The organism is Streptomyces sp. NPDC126497 (assembly GCF_040302425.1).
In the GTDB taxonomy this organism is placed as follows: Bacteria; Actinomycetota; Actinomycetes; order Streptomycetales; family Streptomycetaceae; genus Streptomyces.
This window is the reverse complement of record NZ_JBEORT010000022.1, coordinates 1-15426: the sequence shown is the minus strand read 5'-3', so window position 1 is coordinate 15426 and position 15426 is coordinate 1. Positions and strand designations below refer to the sequence as shown.

The 15426-nt window shown below is 71.3% G+C and carries 14 protein-coding genes; 5 read left to right on the top strand and 9 right to left on the bottom strand.

The features are described from left to right. Window positions 1–4 precede the first annotated feature (4 nt). Window positions 5–742: a (2Fe-2S)-binding protein gene (locus tag ABTY20_RS13065; protein ID WP_351997055.1), complete on the bottom strand. Its 738-nt coding sequence runs from the start codon at window positions 740–742 to the stop codon at window positions 5–7. A 228-nt stretch (window positions 743–970) separates the two neighbouring features. Here ABTY20_RS13065 and ABTY20_RS13060 point away from each other — a divergent pair, with 228 nt between their 5' ends. Beyond that, complete coding sequence (locus ABTY20_RS13060) at window positions 971–2083, top strand: DMT family transporter (RefSeq protein ID WP_351997054.1); 1113 nt, start codon at window positions 971–973, stop codon at window positions 2081–2083. Here the strand turns inward: ABTY20_RS13060 and ABTY20_RS13055 are convergent. Next, a complete protein-coding gene (locus ABTY20_RS13055) occupies window positions 2073–3359 on the bottom strand; it encodes a transglycosylase family protein (protein WP_351997053.1) in 1287 nt (428 codons plus the stop codon). The genes ABTY20_RS13060 and ABTY20_RS13055 overlap by 11 nt on opposite strands. 367 nt (window positions 3360–3726) lie before the next feature. On the opposite strand from ABTY20_RS13055, the gene gnd reads away from it, so the two are divergent. Beyond that, window positions 3727–5166 (top strand): NADP-dependent phosphogluconate dehydrogenase, encoded by a 1440-nt coding sequence (gene gnd / locus ABTY20_RS13050; protein ID WP_351997052.1) that lies wholly within the window; start codon window positions 3727–3729, stop codon window positions 5164–5166. Between the two features lie 464 nt (window positions 5167–5630). On the opposite strand, the gene ABTY20_RS13045 is transcribed toward gnd, so the two are convergent. Together ABTY20_RS13045 and panD are read right to left on the bottom strand one after the other, a co-directional pair. After that, entirely contained in the window at window positions 5631–5966 is a 336-nt protein-coding gene (locus tag ABTY20_RS13045; protein ID WP_351997111.1) for a GNAT family N-acetyltransferase, read from the bottom strand. A gap of 35 nt (window positions 5967–6001) precedes the next feature. Further along, window positions 6002–6424 carry an aspartate 1-decarboxylase gene (panD, locus tag ABTY20_RS13040; RefSeq protein WP_030871672.1) on the bottom strand — a complete coding sequence of 141 codons (423 nt, stop codon included), beginning with the start codon at window positions 6422–6424 and terminating at the stop codon, window positions 6002–6004. 557 nt (window positions 6425–6981) lie between these two features. Here panD and ABTY20_RS13035 point away from each other — a divergent pair. Next, window positions 6982–8370, top strand: a complete 1389-nt coding sequence (locus ABTY20_RS13035) for a hypothetical protein (RefSeq protein ID WP_351997051.1) — start codon at window positions 6982–6984, stop codon at window positions 8368–8370. 410 nt (window positions 8371–8780) lie between these two features. On the opposite strand, the gene ABTY20_RS13030 is transcribed toward ABTY20_RS13035, so the two are convergent. Further along, window positions 8781–9440 (bottom strand): nucleotidyl transferase AbiEii/AbiGii toxin family protein, encoded by a 660-nt coding sequence (locus ABTY20_RS13030; protein WP_351997050.1) that lies wholly within the window; start codon window positions 9438–9440, stop codon window positions 8781–8783. Then, on the bottom strand, window positions 9437–9799 hold the full coding sequence (locus ABTY20_RS13025) for a hypothetical protein (protein ID WP_351997049.1): 363 nt from the start codon (window positions 9797–9799) through the stop codon (window positions 9437–9439). The genes ABTY20_RS13030 and ABTY20_RS13025 overlap by 4 nt, the downstream gene beginning before the upstream one ends. A 1329-nt stretch (window positions 9800–11128) precedes the next feature. Here ABTY20_RS13025 and ABTY20_RS13020 point away from each other — a divergent pair. Then, a complete protein-coding gene (locus ABTY20_RS13020; protein WP_351997048.1) occupies window positions 11129–11539 on the top strand; it encodes an FKBP-type peptidyl-prolyl cis-trans isomerase in 411 nt (136 codons plus the stop codon). Between the two features lie 338 nt (window positions 11540–11877). After that, window positions 11878–13608: an endo-1,4-beta-xylanase gene (locus tag ABTY20_RS13015; protein WP_351997047.1), complete on the top strand. Its 1731-nt coding sequence runs from the start codon at window positions 11878–11880 to the stop codon at window positions 13606–13608. Window positions 13609–13716: 108 nt separating this feature from the next. Here the strand turns inward: ABTY20_RS13015 and ABTY20_RS13010 are convergent, their stop codons facing one another. The 3 genes from ABTY20_RS13010 to ABTY20_RS13000 form a co-directional block, all read right to left on the bottom strand. Beyond that, window positions 13717–14007: a hypothetical protein gene (locus ABTY20_RS13010; protein WP_351997046.1), complete on the bottom strand. Its 291-nt coding sequence runs from the start codon at window positions 14005–14007 to the stop codon at window positions 13717–13719. Window positions 14008–14486: 479 nt separating this feature from the next. Then, on the bottom strand, window positions 14487–14777 hold the full coding sequence (locus tag ABTY20_RS13005) for an alpha-amylase inhibitor (protein WP_351997045.1): 291 nt from the start codon (window positions 14775–14777) through the stop codon (window positions 14487–14489). A gap of 457 nt (window positions 14778–15234) precedes the next feature. Then, on the bottom strand, window positions 15235–15426 hold a 192-nt coding region (locus tag ABTY20_RS13000), incomplete at its 5' end, for an alpha-1,6-glucosidase domain-containing protein (RefSeq protein WP_351997044.1).

Sequence of the window (15426 nt, the reverse complement as noted above, 5' to 3'; positions counted from 1 at the left end):
ATGGTCACCCAGACGGGGCCCGTGGGGAAGAGCGGGGCGGCCGTGCGAAGCAGCAGTCGCCGCAGACTCCCCCGTCCGGCACCCGGTAGTACAGGCAGCAGCTGCGGCGCCGGAAGGCGGTGCCGGTGGGGGTTCCGGCGCCGGCCAGCAGGGGGTGCGCGAGGAGTTCGGCCGCCAGGGAGGCGGCGCGGGCGGCGACGTCCGTACGTCCGTGGCGGCGTCCCCAGCGGTCCAGTTCCCGGGCGGCGCCCGCGAGCGCGGAGGCGGCGTTGCCGCGCAGCAGGCCCGGTGCGAGGCGGTGGCGGGAGCGCAGGGCCGCGGCGAGGGGTTCGAGGTGGCCGTGCAGCACCAGGTCCGCGAGCGTCGCCGCGTCGCCGGGCAGCGGGCGTACCCCGGTCAGCCAGAGGTCGTCGGGGGCGCTGTCCGCCGGGTCCCAGCGCAGCAGCCGCGGGGCGAGGTCGGGGACGGCGCCGTACAGGGCGGCGCAGCCGAGGGCCACGGACCACAGGCGGGCGGCGAGCCCCTGCTGGGCCACCGAGGCGGCGACCCGCGCCTCGGGAGTGCGCAGGGCGCCGGCGACCCGGCGGATCCGCGCGGCCAGGACGTCGCCCTGAACGTCCGGGGGCGGCGGCCCGTACGCCTGGGCGAGCGTGGGCAGGGAACGGCCGGCCGCTTCCGCCGTGCGCAGGACGAAGAAGCCACCGAGGCGGTGAAGGGCGGCGAGCGACGGATCGAGGTCCACGGGACGCAGTAGTACCAGGCCCCTCGGGGATGATCCCCAGGGGCCCTCCGCCGCCGGGCACCCACCCTGGGGATGACGGGGGCGTGGTCGTACTCCATCGGCAGTAGGACTCATTGGGTGCTCAGGGACGACGACGGGAACACGCGGACACGGCATCGTGTTGGTCATGAGAGCCGACCGTTCGCCGCGCCGGGCCCACCGCCCCGGCCTCCCGCAGAGGAGCAGCCGATGAGCGCCCTCGCGTTGTCCGTGCTGCTGTCGTTCGTCTCTGCCGTGGCGTACGCCGGCGGGGCGATCGTGCAGGAGCAGGTCGCGGTGGACTCACCCGGCGCGCAGCAGTTCGCACCGCTGCGCCGGCCGGGCTGGTGGGCGGCGGTCGCGCTCAACGGCCTCGGCGGAGTGCTGCACGTGGTGGCGCTCGCCTACGGCCCGCTGAGTCTCGTCCAGCCCCTGGGCGCGCTGACCATCGTGTTCGCCCTGCCCATGGCCGCGCTGTTCGTCGGCCGCAGGGCGGGGGCGACCGCGTGGCGCGGCGCCGTCATGGCGACGGTGGGCCTCGCGGGGCTGCTCTCCCTGGTCGGCGCCTCCGACGCGCGGTCGCTGGACACCGCGCAGCGGGTGGCGGCGGCGCTGGGGACGGCCGGAGCGGTGGTGGCGCTGATGATCGCGGCCCGGGCCGCGCACCGGCATCCCGCGGTGCGCAGCATCCTGTTGGCCACCGCGTCCGGTGTCGCCTTCGGCATGTCCTCCGTCTTCACCAAGACCGTCGCGGTCGACTGGACCGGTGGCGTCTCGGCGGCCGATCTGCCGTCCCTGGCGGTGATCGGCGTCCTGGCCACGGCCGGCATGCTGCTCTCCCAGGCCTCCTACCGGGGCGCCGGACTCGCGGCGCCGCTGGCCACGCTGACGGTGGTGAACCCGATGGTGGCGGCCGCCGTCGGCATCACGATGTTCGGGGAGTCCTTCCGCCACGGCACGACCGGTACCGCGCTCGCACTGGGCTGCGCCGTGGTGGCGGCCGGCGGGCTGATCCTGCTCACCACGGAGCGGCTGGCACGCGAGCACCGGGAGGCGCGGGAGGCGCAAGCCCCCGTGCCGGAGCCCGCGCCCGTGGCTGCGGACCGGCAGCCGCTCCCCGACCCCGCCGAACGGCTGCTGGCGGCGCTCTCGGTCCCCGAGGACGTGCGGGTGCCGGCGCTCCCCGTGCCGTCACCGGGCGACACGGACACCGCCCTGGTGCCGCCGGTGTCGTACGGGTCCTTCTACAGCGGTCCCTTCTACAAGGGCCTGCGCATACCGGCGGCGGCGGTGGACCGGCACCGGACGCACGTCACATCCTGACGCCGCCCGCCCTCAGGTAGGCGACCGGGTCGATGTCCGATCCGAAGCCGGGGCCGGTCCGCACCTCGAAGTGCAGGTGCGGGCCCGAGCTGTTTCCGGTCGAACCGGAACGGCCGATGCGCTGGCCCGCGCCGACGGACTGCCCGCTCTTCACGGAGATCGCCGACAGGTGCGCGTACTGGCTGTAGCGGCCGTCGGCGTGCCGGACCACCACCTGGTAGCCGAACGAACCCTCCCAGCCCGCGCTGACGACGGTGCCGGCCCCGATCGACTTCACGGACGTGCCGGTGGGGACGGGGAAGTCGACACCCGTGTGGTAGCCCTTCGACCAGGCGGATCCGGCCTTGTGGTACGGCGTGCCGAGCGCGGCGCTGACGGGGGCGACGAGGCCGCCGGTGGTCTTGGTGGAACGGTCGGCCCGGTCCTCGGTGTGCTGGGAGGCCTTCTTCCCGCTCTTCTTCCCGGCCTTCCCCTCGGTCCTCTTCTCGGTCTTCTTCTCGGTCTTCCCCTCGGTCCTCTTCTCCGCCTTCCCGGCCTTCCTCTCCGCCGGCCCGGCCGGTTTCGCGGGTGCCTTCGCCGTTCCGTCGGGCAGGGCGAGGCGCTGGCCCGGCAGGATCAGGTCGGGGTCGCCGCCGACGGTGGAGCGGTTGGCGGCGTACAGCTTCCGCCAGCCACCGCCGACCCGTTGGTCCGACGCGATGCCGGAGAGGGTGTCGCCGCGGACGACCGTGTACATCTCGGCGCGGCCCGCCCGGGACTGGGGCGTGGTCTGCGGTGCGACGTCCGCGACGGAGGACCGGCCGGTCCTTCCGTCGCCGCTCCCGCCGTCGGTCCTCTTGCCGTCGCCGTCGTCTCCGTCGGACTCGGCGGCGGCCGGCCGGATGTCGGGGGTGCCGCCGTCGCGGGTCAGTCCGGCCCGCGACGAGCACACCGGCCAGGCGCCCGGTCCCTGTCCGTCGAGGACCTTCTCGGCGACGGCGATCTGCTGGTCCTTGGTGGCCAGATCCGCTCGCGGCGCGTACCGGGTACCGCCGTACGCCTCCCAGGTCGACCGGGTGAACTGGAGCCCGCCGTAGTACCCGTTGCCGGTGTTGATGTTCCAGTCGTTGGTCGACTCGCAGGCGGCGACCTTGTCCCAGGTCTCCACGTCGGCGGCCTGGGCGGTGCCTGCGCCCAGCAGCGGGAGCGCCATTCCGGCCCCGCCCGCGGTGACCGTGAGCGAGGCACGGTTGATCCTGTTCGGCTGATACCGGCGGTGCCGGCCGCGCACGGCCATGGAATTCCCCCTCGACAACGCGTCAGGAGGGGCAAAAGTAAGCGGTGCGAACTGGCCGTGACAAGGCGGCTATCGGCCGCGCGGATGCGCCAAGTGGCCGGGATTCTTCGTCTGTTGCGCCCCCCTTTGACACCCGCGGGGGGTGTGCGCGGGCGGGTGCGCCCGTCCGCGGGGGCACGCGCGCGGGTGCGCCCGCTGAGTGCGGAAGGGGTGTCCGCGCGTATGTCCCTGGGCGTCTCGCCGTACGATCCGCGCGTGCACGCACGAGTGCGGCACGTCAGGATGGTCGATGGCAGGACCGGCGGGCATCGGGCGGCAGCACCGGGACCCGGCGGTACCGATACCAAGGTCACTAGGAGCCACCCCCATGAGCAGTTCAGCGCAGATCGGCGTCACCGGGCTCGCGGTCATGGGCCGCAACCTCGCGCGCAACTTCGCCCGCAACGGCTACACGGTCGCGGTGCACAACCGGACGGCGGCGCGTACGCACGCGCTGGTGGAGGAGTTCGGACACGAGGGCGACTTCGTGGCGGCCGAGACGGCCAAGGAGTTCGTGGCGGCGCTGGAGCGGCCGCGGCGGCTGGTCGTCATGGTGAAGGCCGGCGAGCCGACGGACGCGGTGATCGAGGAGTTCGCGCCGCTGCTGGAGCCCGGGGACATGATCATCGACGGTGGCAACGCGCACTTCGCGGACACCCGCCGCCGGGAGAAGGCGCTGCGCGAGCAGGGCATCCACTTCGTCGGCATGGGCGTCTCCGGCGGCGAGGAGGGCGCGCTGAACGGGCCGAGCATCATGCCGGGCGGCCCGAAGGAGTCGTACGACTCGCTCGGCCCGATGCTGGAGAAGATCTCCGCGAAGGCGAAGGACGGCTCCCCCTGCGTCACGCACGTCGGTCCGGACGGCGCCGGGCACTTCGTGAAGATGGTGCACAACGGCATCGAGTACGCCGACATGCAGTTGATCGGTGAGGCGTACCAGTTGCTGCGCGACGTCGCCGGGTACTCCCCCGCACGGATCGCGGAGGTCTTCCGCACCTGGAACACCGGCCGGCTGGACTCCTACCTGATCGAGATCACCGCCGAGGTGCTGTCGCACGTGGACGCGGCCACGGGCGAGCCGTTCGTGGACGTGGTGGTGGACCAGGCGGAGCAGAAGGGCACGGGCCGCTGGACCGTGCAGATCGCGCTCGACCTGGGCGTGCCGGTGTCCGGCATCGCCGAGGCCGTCTTCGCGCGCTCCCTGTCCGGTCACGCGGCGCTGCGCGAGGCCTCGCGCGGGCTGGCCGGCCCGAAGGCCGCGCCGCTGGGCGAGTCGGAGGCGGCCGCGTTCGCCGACCGGGTGGAACAGGCGCTGTACGCCTCGAAGATCGTGTCGTACACGCAGGGCTTCCACGAGGTCGCGGCCGGCAGCGAGGAGTACGGCTGGGACATCGACCTCGGCGCGGTCTCCGCGATCTGGCGCGGCGGCTGCATCATCCGCGCGGCCTTCCTGGACCGCATCCGCGCCGCCTACGACGCCCGCGCGGACCTGCCGAGCCTGCTGTCGGACGAGACGTTCGCGCAGGAGATCGCCGACGCCCAGGACGACTGGCGCGAGGTGCTGATCGCCGCGACCCGCCAGGGCGTGCCGACCCCCGGCTTCGCGGCGGCCCTCGCCTACTACGACGCCCTGCGCGCGGAGCGCCTGCCGGCCGCGCTCACCCAGGGCCAGCGGGACTACTTCGGCGCGCACACCTACCGGCGCACGGACCGCGACGGTTCGTTCCACACGCTGTGGGGCGGGGACCGGTCGGAGGTGTCGGCGTAGGACCCCGGTGACGGGGCGGTGGGGCGCCGGCCGGCCCCCCACCGCCCCGTCTTTTCCCTCCGCTCGGATCAGCTCAGCGGCGGGCCCGGTTCCGGGTTCGGCACCGGCTCGGGGCCCGGCGGGATCGGCGACGGGGACGGCTCGGGGGGACCCGGGTGCGGGGGCGTCGGCTGCGGTCCCGGTCCCGGTGGCTGCGGGGCCGGCTCCGGACCGGGGCCCGGCGGCGGAGACGGAGGGGCGGGGTCCGGGTAGGGCTCGGGGTGCGAGGGGTCCGGGCCCGGGGCGGGCCCCGGGGTCGGGCCCGGCGGGACGGGGTCCGGGTACGGGTTGGTCATGGCGCGTGTCCTCCGGCCTGTGGCTCGACGTCGGCTCTGGACTACTCCCCCGCCTACCCGACGGCCCCTTCCCCAGTCACCCGCCCGCGTGACGGGGCGGGGCCGGGTGGCGCAGCCGGGCCGCGGGCCTCAGAACCGCCCGGGACGCGCGGCCGGCCACTCCTTCGCCGCCCGGATCAGCTCCGGCCCGGCCGCCGGGGCCCGGCCGGGATGACGTCCGGCCCACGTGGCGACGTACGGACGGAGCGGGACGACGGCGCTGTCCTCACGGGCGGCGACGGCGTGGAGCTCGCGGGCGAGGGAGCCCGCGATGCCCTTGCCCTCGCGGGAGGGCTCGACGACGGTGCGCACGGGCACGAGCGCGCGTTCGGGGGTGTCCAGCGGGAAGTACTCGATCCGCCCGACGACCTCGCCGTCCGCCACCGCCTCGAGCCGGCCCGCCGCCCGGTCGTCACGGATCTCGATGCCCCCCCCATGGCCACGTCACGCTCCTGCGCCGGTCAGGCCGTGGTGACGGCCCCCGGGCTGCGCTCCTGGTCCGACCCCGGCACCGGCTCGGACGGGTCGGCTCCCAGGGACACGATGCGGTTGTCGCCGTCCACGTGCACCACCCGGGGTTCCAGCGCCCGCGCCTCGGCGTCGGTCACCTGAGCGTAACTGATGATGATCACCAGATCGCCGGGCTGGACGAGGTGGGCGGCGGCCCCGTTGATCCCGATCACCCCGGATCCGCGCTCACCCTCGATGACGTACGTCTCCAGTCGCGCCCCGTTGGTGATGTCGACGATGTGCACGAGCTCACCGGGCAGCAGATCCGCGGCGTCGAGCAGCTCGGCGTCGATCGTCACGGATCCCACGTAGTGCAGGTCGGCCTGGGTGACGGTGGCACGGTGGATCTTGGACTTGAACATGGTGCGCAGCACTGTGGACTCCTGGAGGACGGCTCCCTGCCTGCTTTGTACAGGTCAAGGGCGGTCTCGACTGTACACCGGGGCACGCCGGTCGAGGAAGGTGAGGAACATCGCTCCGCTCGGGCGAGACGGCTTCACGCCTGGGCTTTCGCGCCGCACCGGCGTCTGTTCAGGCAATCCCTCGGGAAAACCCGGCGACTCGTGCTGACCGGGTGCTGACTTACCTGATGAGCCATCAAAGATGCGGGAGACCGCTCTGCACACGGACGACGTGCCTTCACGCACCGACCTGTCGGGCACCGGCATCGCTCTGGTTCGTGGAACATGGTCCCTTTGGCCCTCGACCGGTCGGCGCTCGGCCGCCCCGGAAGCCGGCTCGCTGCCTGCTGCCCGGCCAAGGCCCCTCGGCAGCGTGGAACTCACGAGCGAGGCGGGGCCAAGGTGCCGACACCGGCCCGCCCGGGCCAAAGTCCAGGTCACGCGCCCCTGCGCACTTGTGTGCGCCGCTCCTCCCTTCCGTACGGTCCAGCCGATGGCGAACCGCCCTCGTACACCGTGGAGGAGAGCTGTTGAAGCCGACCGAGGAAGTGCTCCAGAACCTGACCCGGCCCTCGAACGTCTCCGTCCACTCCGACGACGCGCTCGTCGGGAAGGTGAAGGCCGCCATCGCGGCGGACAACGAGAAGCGCAAGGAGAATGAGGACGAGCCGCTCCGCCGGAAGCCCGCCCTCGTCCCGATCCTGCCGACGGAGCTGCCCCGGCAGTTCAAAGTGACCCTTTGGGACGTGCTCCACACCCTCGCCCGGGCCACTGCCCTGTCGTGGCGTGGTGCGGGCCGGGGGCTGGCTGAGCACTGGGGCGCACTCAAGTACGCCCAGGCCCTGGCCGGTGGTCGTAACTCCTTCCTCGGCCTCACCGACGAAGGCCACCGCATCGCGGACCACTACAAGTCGCTGCAGTCCGGCGAGCTCGGCATCGGCTTCGCGCTCACGCTCACCGAGCACATGCTGCGCAGCCGTTTCCCCGACCATTCGGTGACGATCGTCCCCGCCGACACGGCCTTACGCGCGGGCTGGGCCCTCACCAGCAGGGACAAGGGCGAGAAGGTGAAGTACCGCTATCGTCCCCAGTACTTCGCCGAGGTCTGGCGGCCGGGCGAGCCGTCCCTTGCCATCCCCCTCGCATGCAAGGGCAACCACAGCGACTCCGCCACCTCCGCCGAGCAACTGGCCTCCGCCTCGGCCCACGCCGAAGCGGTCCACATCGGCACGTGGAACGAGACCCCCGGCCTGCTGTTCAGCACACAACTCCCGACGGTCGGCGGCACGATGACCGTCCACGCCCTCCAGGCGCCGGGCAGTGGCGGTCGACTGTCCCCGGCAGAGGGCCGGGAAGCGAATCGGAACGCCCCGCCCTTCCAGGCGAACGTGATGCCGGGCATCCATCCGCCGACCGAGGGCCTGGTGGCACCGGAACCCGTACGGGGCTGCCACGTGCAGCCGAAGGACTACGCCTGGTTCCAGGAGTCCCTGGCCCACACCACGGCAGCGGGCCTCATGGCCTTTACCGGCTCCGGCCACGCCACCGCCCGCCACCTGACCGACCGGCAGGGCCGCAAACGCTACACCGGTCTCGAACACGCGGCCAGCATGAGCATCCAGGACGCCGCCCACACCCTCTTCGGCAACGAGTACGTCGGCACCGACCACGTCTTCCGCCTCAACGGCCCCCGCGTCGAGGCGTTCTCCGGCGTGGACGAGGAGGTCTTCCGACTCCTCGCCAGGGGCGACATCGAGGAGTACCGCGCCCTCGTCCACGCGAGCCGCCACGTCCGCCCCCGCCTCACCTCCGACAAGGACTGGGGCGGTCCGGTCTCCGTGCACGCCGACGGCTCCGTCTTCGCCCTGCGGCTGCTGCCGGGGCAGAACGAGGAGCCCTGCGCGTGCTCGTCTCGCTGACGCACCGATGAGACGACAGGTCCGTCCGGACGGCCTCTGGGCGGACGACCAAACCACATGACGGCCAGGAGCGTGGACCTCGACTCGCGGTGACGGTGTAGGCGCGGGCGATGCAGAGCATGGCCTTGCCCACCCCGAAGGACGGCAGCGTCACCCACGACAGTGACCGAGCGGCGTACGAGCGGGCAAATGGCCGGCGCGTCCACGTTGTACGCCGTGTGGGATGCAGTGTTTGACCGTTACCGCAGCCCGGTTTCGCCGTGAGGCCACTGCGGGGTATCGCTCGGCTGCCCTGTACATCGGCCGTGCAGGCAGCCACCACCGTGGACGGCTCCGGGTTGGAACCTGCCGGCTACACCGCATCCTCTCGTTGCAACCGCGCTAGAGAGGATGGACGCGATGACCGCCTCTCAGGCGTTCTCGTCATGGATCCGCGCACCCAGGTCTTCCGCCCACTGCAGCGCCCACACCTTGAGTTCTTCGATCTGCCGGGAGGTGAGCCCGTACGCGGTGCAGTCCTCGTCCTCGTACCAGTCCGCGCCGATGAGCCGGTCCCGGAGGTCTTCGAGGCTGAACTCGTCGTGGGCGCGACGACGGCCCAGGGATTCGAGGTCGGCGGTGGAGCGGTGGCGGGAGGCGGCCTGGACGTCGACGAGGCCGCGGACGGTGCCGCGGTCGGCGAGGGCGCGGACCTTGGTGCCGATCACGTCATCGAGGGAAAGAACGGGGCCATAGGGAGTCTGGGCGGGCGGAGCCCAGAACGCCTCCTTGAGCACATCGACCTCACATTCCTCGCCGGTGTCCGGATCGGTGACGAGGAACCGGCCGCTGAGCGGGTCGGTCTGGACGTGCGCGATCCGCCAACCGCGCGCACAGAGGCCTGCTGTGAGTGAGGCGACGATCTCCTGCATCGGAGCGGGGTTCTCGGTGGCGACGTCGAGGTCGCGGCTGAAGCGTTCGACCAGACCGTGGGCCTGCACGGCGTATCCGCCGGTGAGGACCAGAGGGTAGGGGGAGCCGAGGTCGAGGATGTCGGCGAGGAGACGCTCGTGGAGCGGAGTGAGCTTCACGCGGCGGTCGTGTCGGCCGGAGCGGTGCGGCGCAGCTCGGGGAAGGCGTCCTCCCAGACCTCGCGGATGTAGGGACTGATCAAGCGCCGCAGCACGGGCCACTGCTCGGTGAGCAGCCGGTGGTGCAGGAGGGCCACCAGGTCCTCACTCAGTCCTTCGGCGAGGACGGTCCGATACAGCGTCATGCGGGATTTCGGACGGTCCAGGCTGTAGCTCGTCCGCCCGGACCAGACGATGTGAAGCGGCAGAGCCACGTCGCCCTCAACGGGACCGGCCAGCTCCTGCAAGCGCTCGGGCAGTCGGCTGCGGTAGCGGTCCCGCAGCACCTCGGCGCGGGGGGCGGTGATCGTCGTGTCCATGCATCCAGTATCGCTGCCGGGAGGCGGCGGCATGGCGGATACGGGGGTCCCCCTGTCGTACGTACGGGTTGGGCGGCTGCCCGCCCTTCCCTCGGACATCTCCTCCAGCGGGCCTCCAGCGCATCATCGCCTACCCGCGCAGGCCCCGGGTGGCGCGGCAACCGGGCTGCCCCGCAGGCCCGGACCAGCCCACCCGCGAGCGCGGGTGATCATGACGCAGCAGGCCACGCGGAGGGGCGCCGCGGTGAACCGGCTGCGGCTTCGGTCTCTCTGTCGGAAGTGACGACGGTGCCGAAGCCGAGGCCCATGGCACCGACGTGGGGAACGAGAAGGAAACCGGGGCGGTGAGGTCAGGACCCATACCGCAGTCGAACTGTCGAGTACGCCGCGAGCGTCCCAAGCAAGGGCCGGAGATCTGTCGAGGTCACCGGTCTTGGCGGCCACCTGGTCAGCAAGCTGGGACGCTCCCGCGCCCGATGCTGACCGTTTGCTGACCTGAGCGGGGCCATCAAGCCTCTGGCCTGCCAAAACAGCAAAACGCTAGATCTTGGACTTGAACATGGTGCGCAGCACTGTGGACTCCTGGAGGACGGCTCCCTGCCTGCTTTGTACAGGTCAAGGGCGTCCTTCGCTGTACACGGGCACGCCTCCCGGTCGAAGACCTCGCAGAACATCGTGCACCGTACCGAGCAGGCTTCCCGCCTGGGCTTTGCAGGACAGGGAACGCTTCAAGCAGTCCATGGGCGCGGTCGGCACCAGCATGGACAACGCTCCCGCCGAGTCGTTCAACGCGACCCTCGCACGAAACGCTCCGTGGCGCCCGCCGCTTCGAGGGAGCCCTCGCCTGCCGCCTGACGGTTTTCCGCCGGACCACCCGCCACCACACCCGCCGACGACACTCGGCGAACGGACACCAGGCATCGATCGCCTACGAACAGGTGTCCACTCCCCGGGGACAAGGCCCGATCACTTCTCGAAGACCCTGGCTCGGCGGGCAGCCGGAGATGCCCCTGCGGCACGGCTTGGCCGAGGTCATCTCGTCGTTCAGGGACCTGCGGGCGGCGGCGCGACTCGACGCAGTCGACTGAACGGCGCGCGTCGGCCCGGGCCCTCTGTGCCGCTTCCCGTCCGGGCGGCTGCCGTGCAATCCGAGCCACCGGGTCCCGCCCGAGTGTGCGGGGGCCCGTGCGGCGGACCGCCGTGCGCGGCCACTGATCCGGTGCGCTCCGGAAACCGGCATGCGCGTTAGCGTGATCCTCTGCCGCATGGAGTGTCCATGTGCCGGGTCGGCCCGCACGAGGGTCTGCGACGGAGAGTGACGGAACAGCGATGAGTGAACTGACGAAGCCAGAGGTCGACGTCCCGGAGGGTGTTGCGCCTGCCGAGCTGACCGTCCGGGACCTGGTCGTCGGGGACGGGGCCGAGGTGAGGCCGGGCACGGTGGTCAGGGTCCACTACGTCGGGGTGACCTTCGAGACCGGGAAGGAGTTCGACTCCTCCTGGGACCGTGACCAGCCCTTCAAGTTCACCCTGGGCAGCGGCAGGGTCATCAAGGGCTGGGACCGGGGGTTGAGGGGGATGAAGGTCGGCGGTCGGCGCGAGATCGTCGTTCCCCCGCGTCTCGGCTACGGCAACCAGTCGCCCTCGCCGTTGATCCCGGCGGGCTCGACCCTGGTCTTCGTGGTGGACCTGCTCGACTCGTACTCCGCCGGCACAGGCGGCTGGAGCAACGCCCGCTGACCCAGACCGTTCCTGTTTCCGCGCCCTCGCCCCGGGCGTTCTCGTCATGGATCCGCGCACCCAGGTCCTCCGCCCACTCCAGCGCCCACACCTTGAGTTCTTCGATCTGCCGGGAGGTGAGCCCGTACTCGCCGACCGTACCGACCGCTCTCCGGCCGTCGTTCCCGAACGGTCCTCGGCCGACGGTCCCTCACTCGCACCTGGAACAATGGCGATCAACCACAGCGGGGCGGCGCGATCGATTGCGCACCGTTCTTGCCGCGGCTGGGGAGGGCGGTGCTCGGCGACGGTGTGGCTGAGGGCGGCGATGCCGTCGGAAGACGGGCTGAGGATACGGAGTGCTGCTGTCCATGCGGTTTCGAAAGAGCGCTGTCATCGCGGTTGTGTGTGCCTTGGTCGCTGGTGTCTCGGGGGACCGTGCCGGCACCTCCGCGCCCGCGGGGGGACCTGTGGAGGACCTCCTGAACGGCAGGGACTGGGCTCACTTCGCCGGCGGGAAGCCCACGCACACAGGGGTACGGGTCACACCCCTCGACCGGCGCATCACACGCCAGGACGGTACCGGCGGACAGCCGAACCCACCGGTGAACCTGCGCGGTCCCCACATGGTGTTCCGGGGGGATGTCCGGATCGAAGCCGGCCTGCGGCGCACGGATGACACGGATGCCTACCTGCATCTGTACGGTGAGACGCCGGTCATCTACGACGAATGGCGCTACGAACGGCGCGGCGTGCGCGTCGGCGTGGTCGGCGGAAGGCTCCGGATCGACCGCTGGGACGGGGACTCCGACAGACCTGCGATGACCCGGACCTTCGGGAGCGGCCTGGGGCTCGAAGTCCGCCTCGCCGTCGAAGTCCGCGCAGACAGGCTTGTGCTGGAGGCCGACGGCAGGGTCGTGGGAACCGTTCCCGCGCGGGACGTCTTCGGCAGTGGCCGCATCTGGTTCGGCGCGGACGCGGGAGCCCGCGGGAAGGGCTGGACCCTCAGCGATCTCCACGCGCGGTCACTGGGACGGGGCCGGATGTCCGTCGTGGACGCGCCCGGCCTGCGAGTGCCCCGGTCCAGCGATGCGATGCGGGATCTGGCGGCGGTTCTCCCACGCCCGATCCGTATGGGAACCGCCCTGGCCGCGGGCCCCTTGCTGACTGACAGCGCCTACCGCCGGACGGCGGGTGAGGAGTTCTCCATGCTGACGCCGGAGAACGACTTCAAGCCGCAGTTCGTCCAGCCCCGAAGCGGCGTGTTCGCGTTCGCGGAAGGCGATACCCTGGTGGACTTCGCCGAGGCCAACAGGATGAAGGTGCACGGCCACACCCTCGTCTGGTTCGAAGCCCTGCCCGCATGGATGCGTGCCGAGATGACGCACGAGCAGCGCAGGCGCGTCATGGTGGAGCACATACGCGCGGTGGCGGGTCACTTCCGGGGGAAGGTGGCGGAGTGGGACGTGGTGAACGAGCCCATGTCCGACGAGGATGAGGACTACTCCAACGGCAACCGGGGCGTGCGGCCACAGTTGTGGTTCGAAGCGATGGGCGAGCAGTACATCGACATCGCCTTCCATGCCGCCCGCGAGGCCGACCCGCACGCGGTGCTGTACCTCAACGAGTACGGGGTGGAGGAGGACGGTCCACGCTGGGATGCCCTCTACGCGCTGCTGATCCGGTTGAAGGAGCGGGGCGTTCCGATCGACGGCGTCGGTTTCCAGGACCACGAATACGCCGTCGGCGACCGTACCGACCCCGAGGTCTTCCGGCGCAAGGTCAGGGCTTTGGCCGGGCTCGGCCTGAAGGCCCGGGTCTCGGAGGCGGACGTCCTCGTCGACGAGGACGAAGAGGACGTCCAGGCCCGCCAGCTGGCGGGGAAACTCGCGGTCTGCGGCGAAGAACCCAACTGCACCTCGTTCTCGACCTGGGGTTTCACCGACAAGTACGGCTCCACGGCTGACCTGCGGCACTATCCCCCGAGTCCGGGAAACGCCCTTCCCTGGGACGCGACGTACGAGGTGAAACCCGCCTACTGGGCACTGCGTGACGTCCTGGACGACGCCCGCCGCTCAGGTACTGGATAGGTACGGCGAACACCGCGAACGACCAGTGGGATCGTTTCATCCTGGTTCCGCAGCTCGCGGGGCCGGTGTGGTCCGGGAGCGACGGATTCCTGCCGGTCAGCACCGTGATCACTGCGGGGGTGATCGTCGGTCACCTCTGGACCCGGTGTTCGCGAGGACGAGGAGGGCCCGCAGGAGGGTGGTCGCGTGGCGGGCGTTCCTGCGGACCTCGGTCAGGATGCGCCAGGACCCGAGGCGGGCGAACTCGCGTTCGACGGCGGCGCGTTCGCGGCTGATCAGCCGGTTCGCTTCCTTCGACGACGCGGCTCCGCAGAGGCGGGGAGTCGTCGTCGAGGATCCGTCGGAGCATGGCGAGTCGGCGGTGCCGGTGCAGTGGCGCCTGGTCCTGGGGCGGAACACCGGGCCGTGCCCCAGGTACCAGGAGAAGTCCTCACCGCCCCGGCCATGGGTGACGACCCGGGGACCTTGGGCCCATGGGGTCGTTTCCGCAGGTCGGCATATGACGGCCGGGGCGTCACGCCCGAATCGGCCCAGCTGCCGGCCGGTTAGCCCTTCCCTGACGTCCGAGCCGGGCTTCCGGGCCGTGACGAGCGGTCCTCTGCCTTGCGCGCACCAACTCGGCGAGGAACTGACCGAGCCCTCGCCCCAGGCCGTGGAAGGTGCCCTTGATGAACTCCCGACCCAGGTCGCGACCGGACGGTGTCGGCCGCCCGTCCGACCGGTCACTGCTTGCCGGGGGCCCGTCCTGTGTGCGCCTGGAAGCCATCGTCTCGCGAGCACGAGGACCGGGTCGGCGCGCTCGCCCCCGATCGGATCATGATCAATTTCAGCGCCGACCGCTGCAGCGGTGTTCCCAAGGCCGGAAGGCCGGGGTGCGGTCAGGGGCCGTCGGCGTGGTCGCACAGGACGATGCCCTCGACCGTGTTCCCCTCGGTTCCGTGGCCCGGGAAGGTGAACCAGTTCCGAGGGGCCACCTCCTGGCAGGGGACGTCCGTTCCGTCGCCGTACAGGACCTTCACCCTGTGGGCGGTGGAGCAGTCGTTCATCACGAACGTGTAGCGCCACCCCGGGCTGTACGTCAGGCACGCGGGCACGGAGGTCTCGTTCCCCGCACCCTCCTGGGACCCGGCGTGGGCCGTCGTGGCGGGTGCCGCTACGGCCAGAACCACCGCGCAAGCCATGAAAGTTGAACGTACGAATCGCTTCATCGGAGTGCTCCCCTTCACTTGCCGAACGGACGTCCTCAGGATACGGAGGCCCGAGAGGGGGATGAAAAACATTGCGGCAAGTTCCAGCAAGTTGCGGTACCGGTTTCAATGACCTCGCGAGACGCAGTCCCTCATGAACAGGCAGCTCAGCGGCCCGAGTCGACGACGCGCCGCAGGACGACAGGACACGGCCGGACGGATGAACCCGCGGACCTGGTGGGGTTACCGCCGGATGAAGCGGCATGTCTTACTCCTGCCACCAGGTCGCACTGCCGTCGACAAACGAACACAGGGCTGTGTTCAGTGAGGCGGCCGCGATAAGACCGAAAGCCACCGCCCCCGCCCCGGGTGCCGGCCGCCGAATACGGAAGTGCCCGTACCGGGCTGCCGGCACGGGCACTTCGTGGGCGGTTCCCTGTCAGCGCGCGAAGACCGCCACGGTACGGCCCGGCACCTCGAAGGTGCCGGTGCTCTTCGTATAGGTGGCCGTCCTGACCACACGGTCCGCTCCGGCGGCCTGCACCGGGTGCAGGCGGTAGCCGGTGCCGGCGAGCGCGGTCACGCGCTGTTCCTGCTTCTCGGGTGTGGCGTTGAAGACGACGGCCAGGTC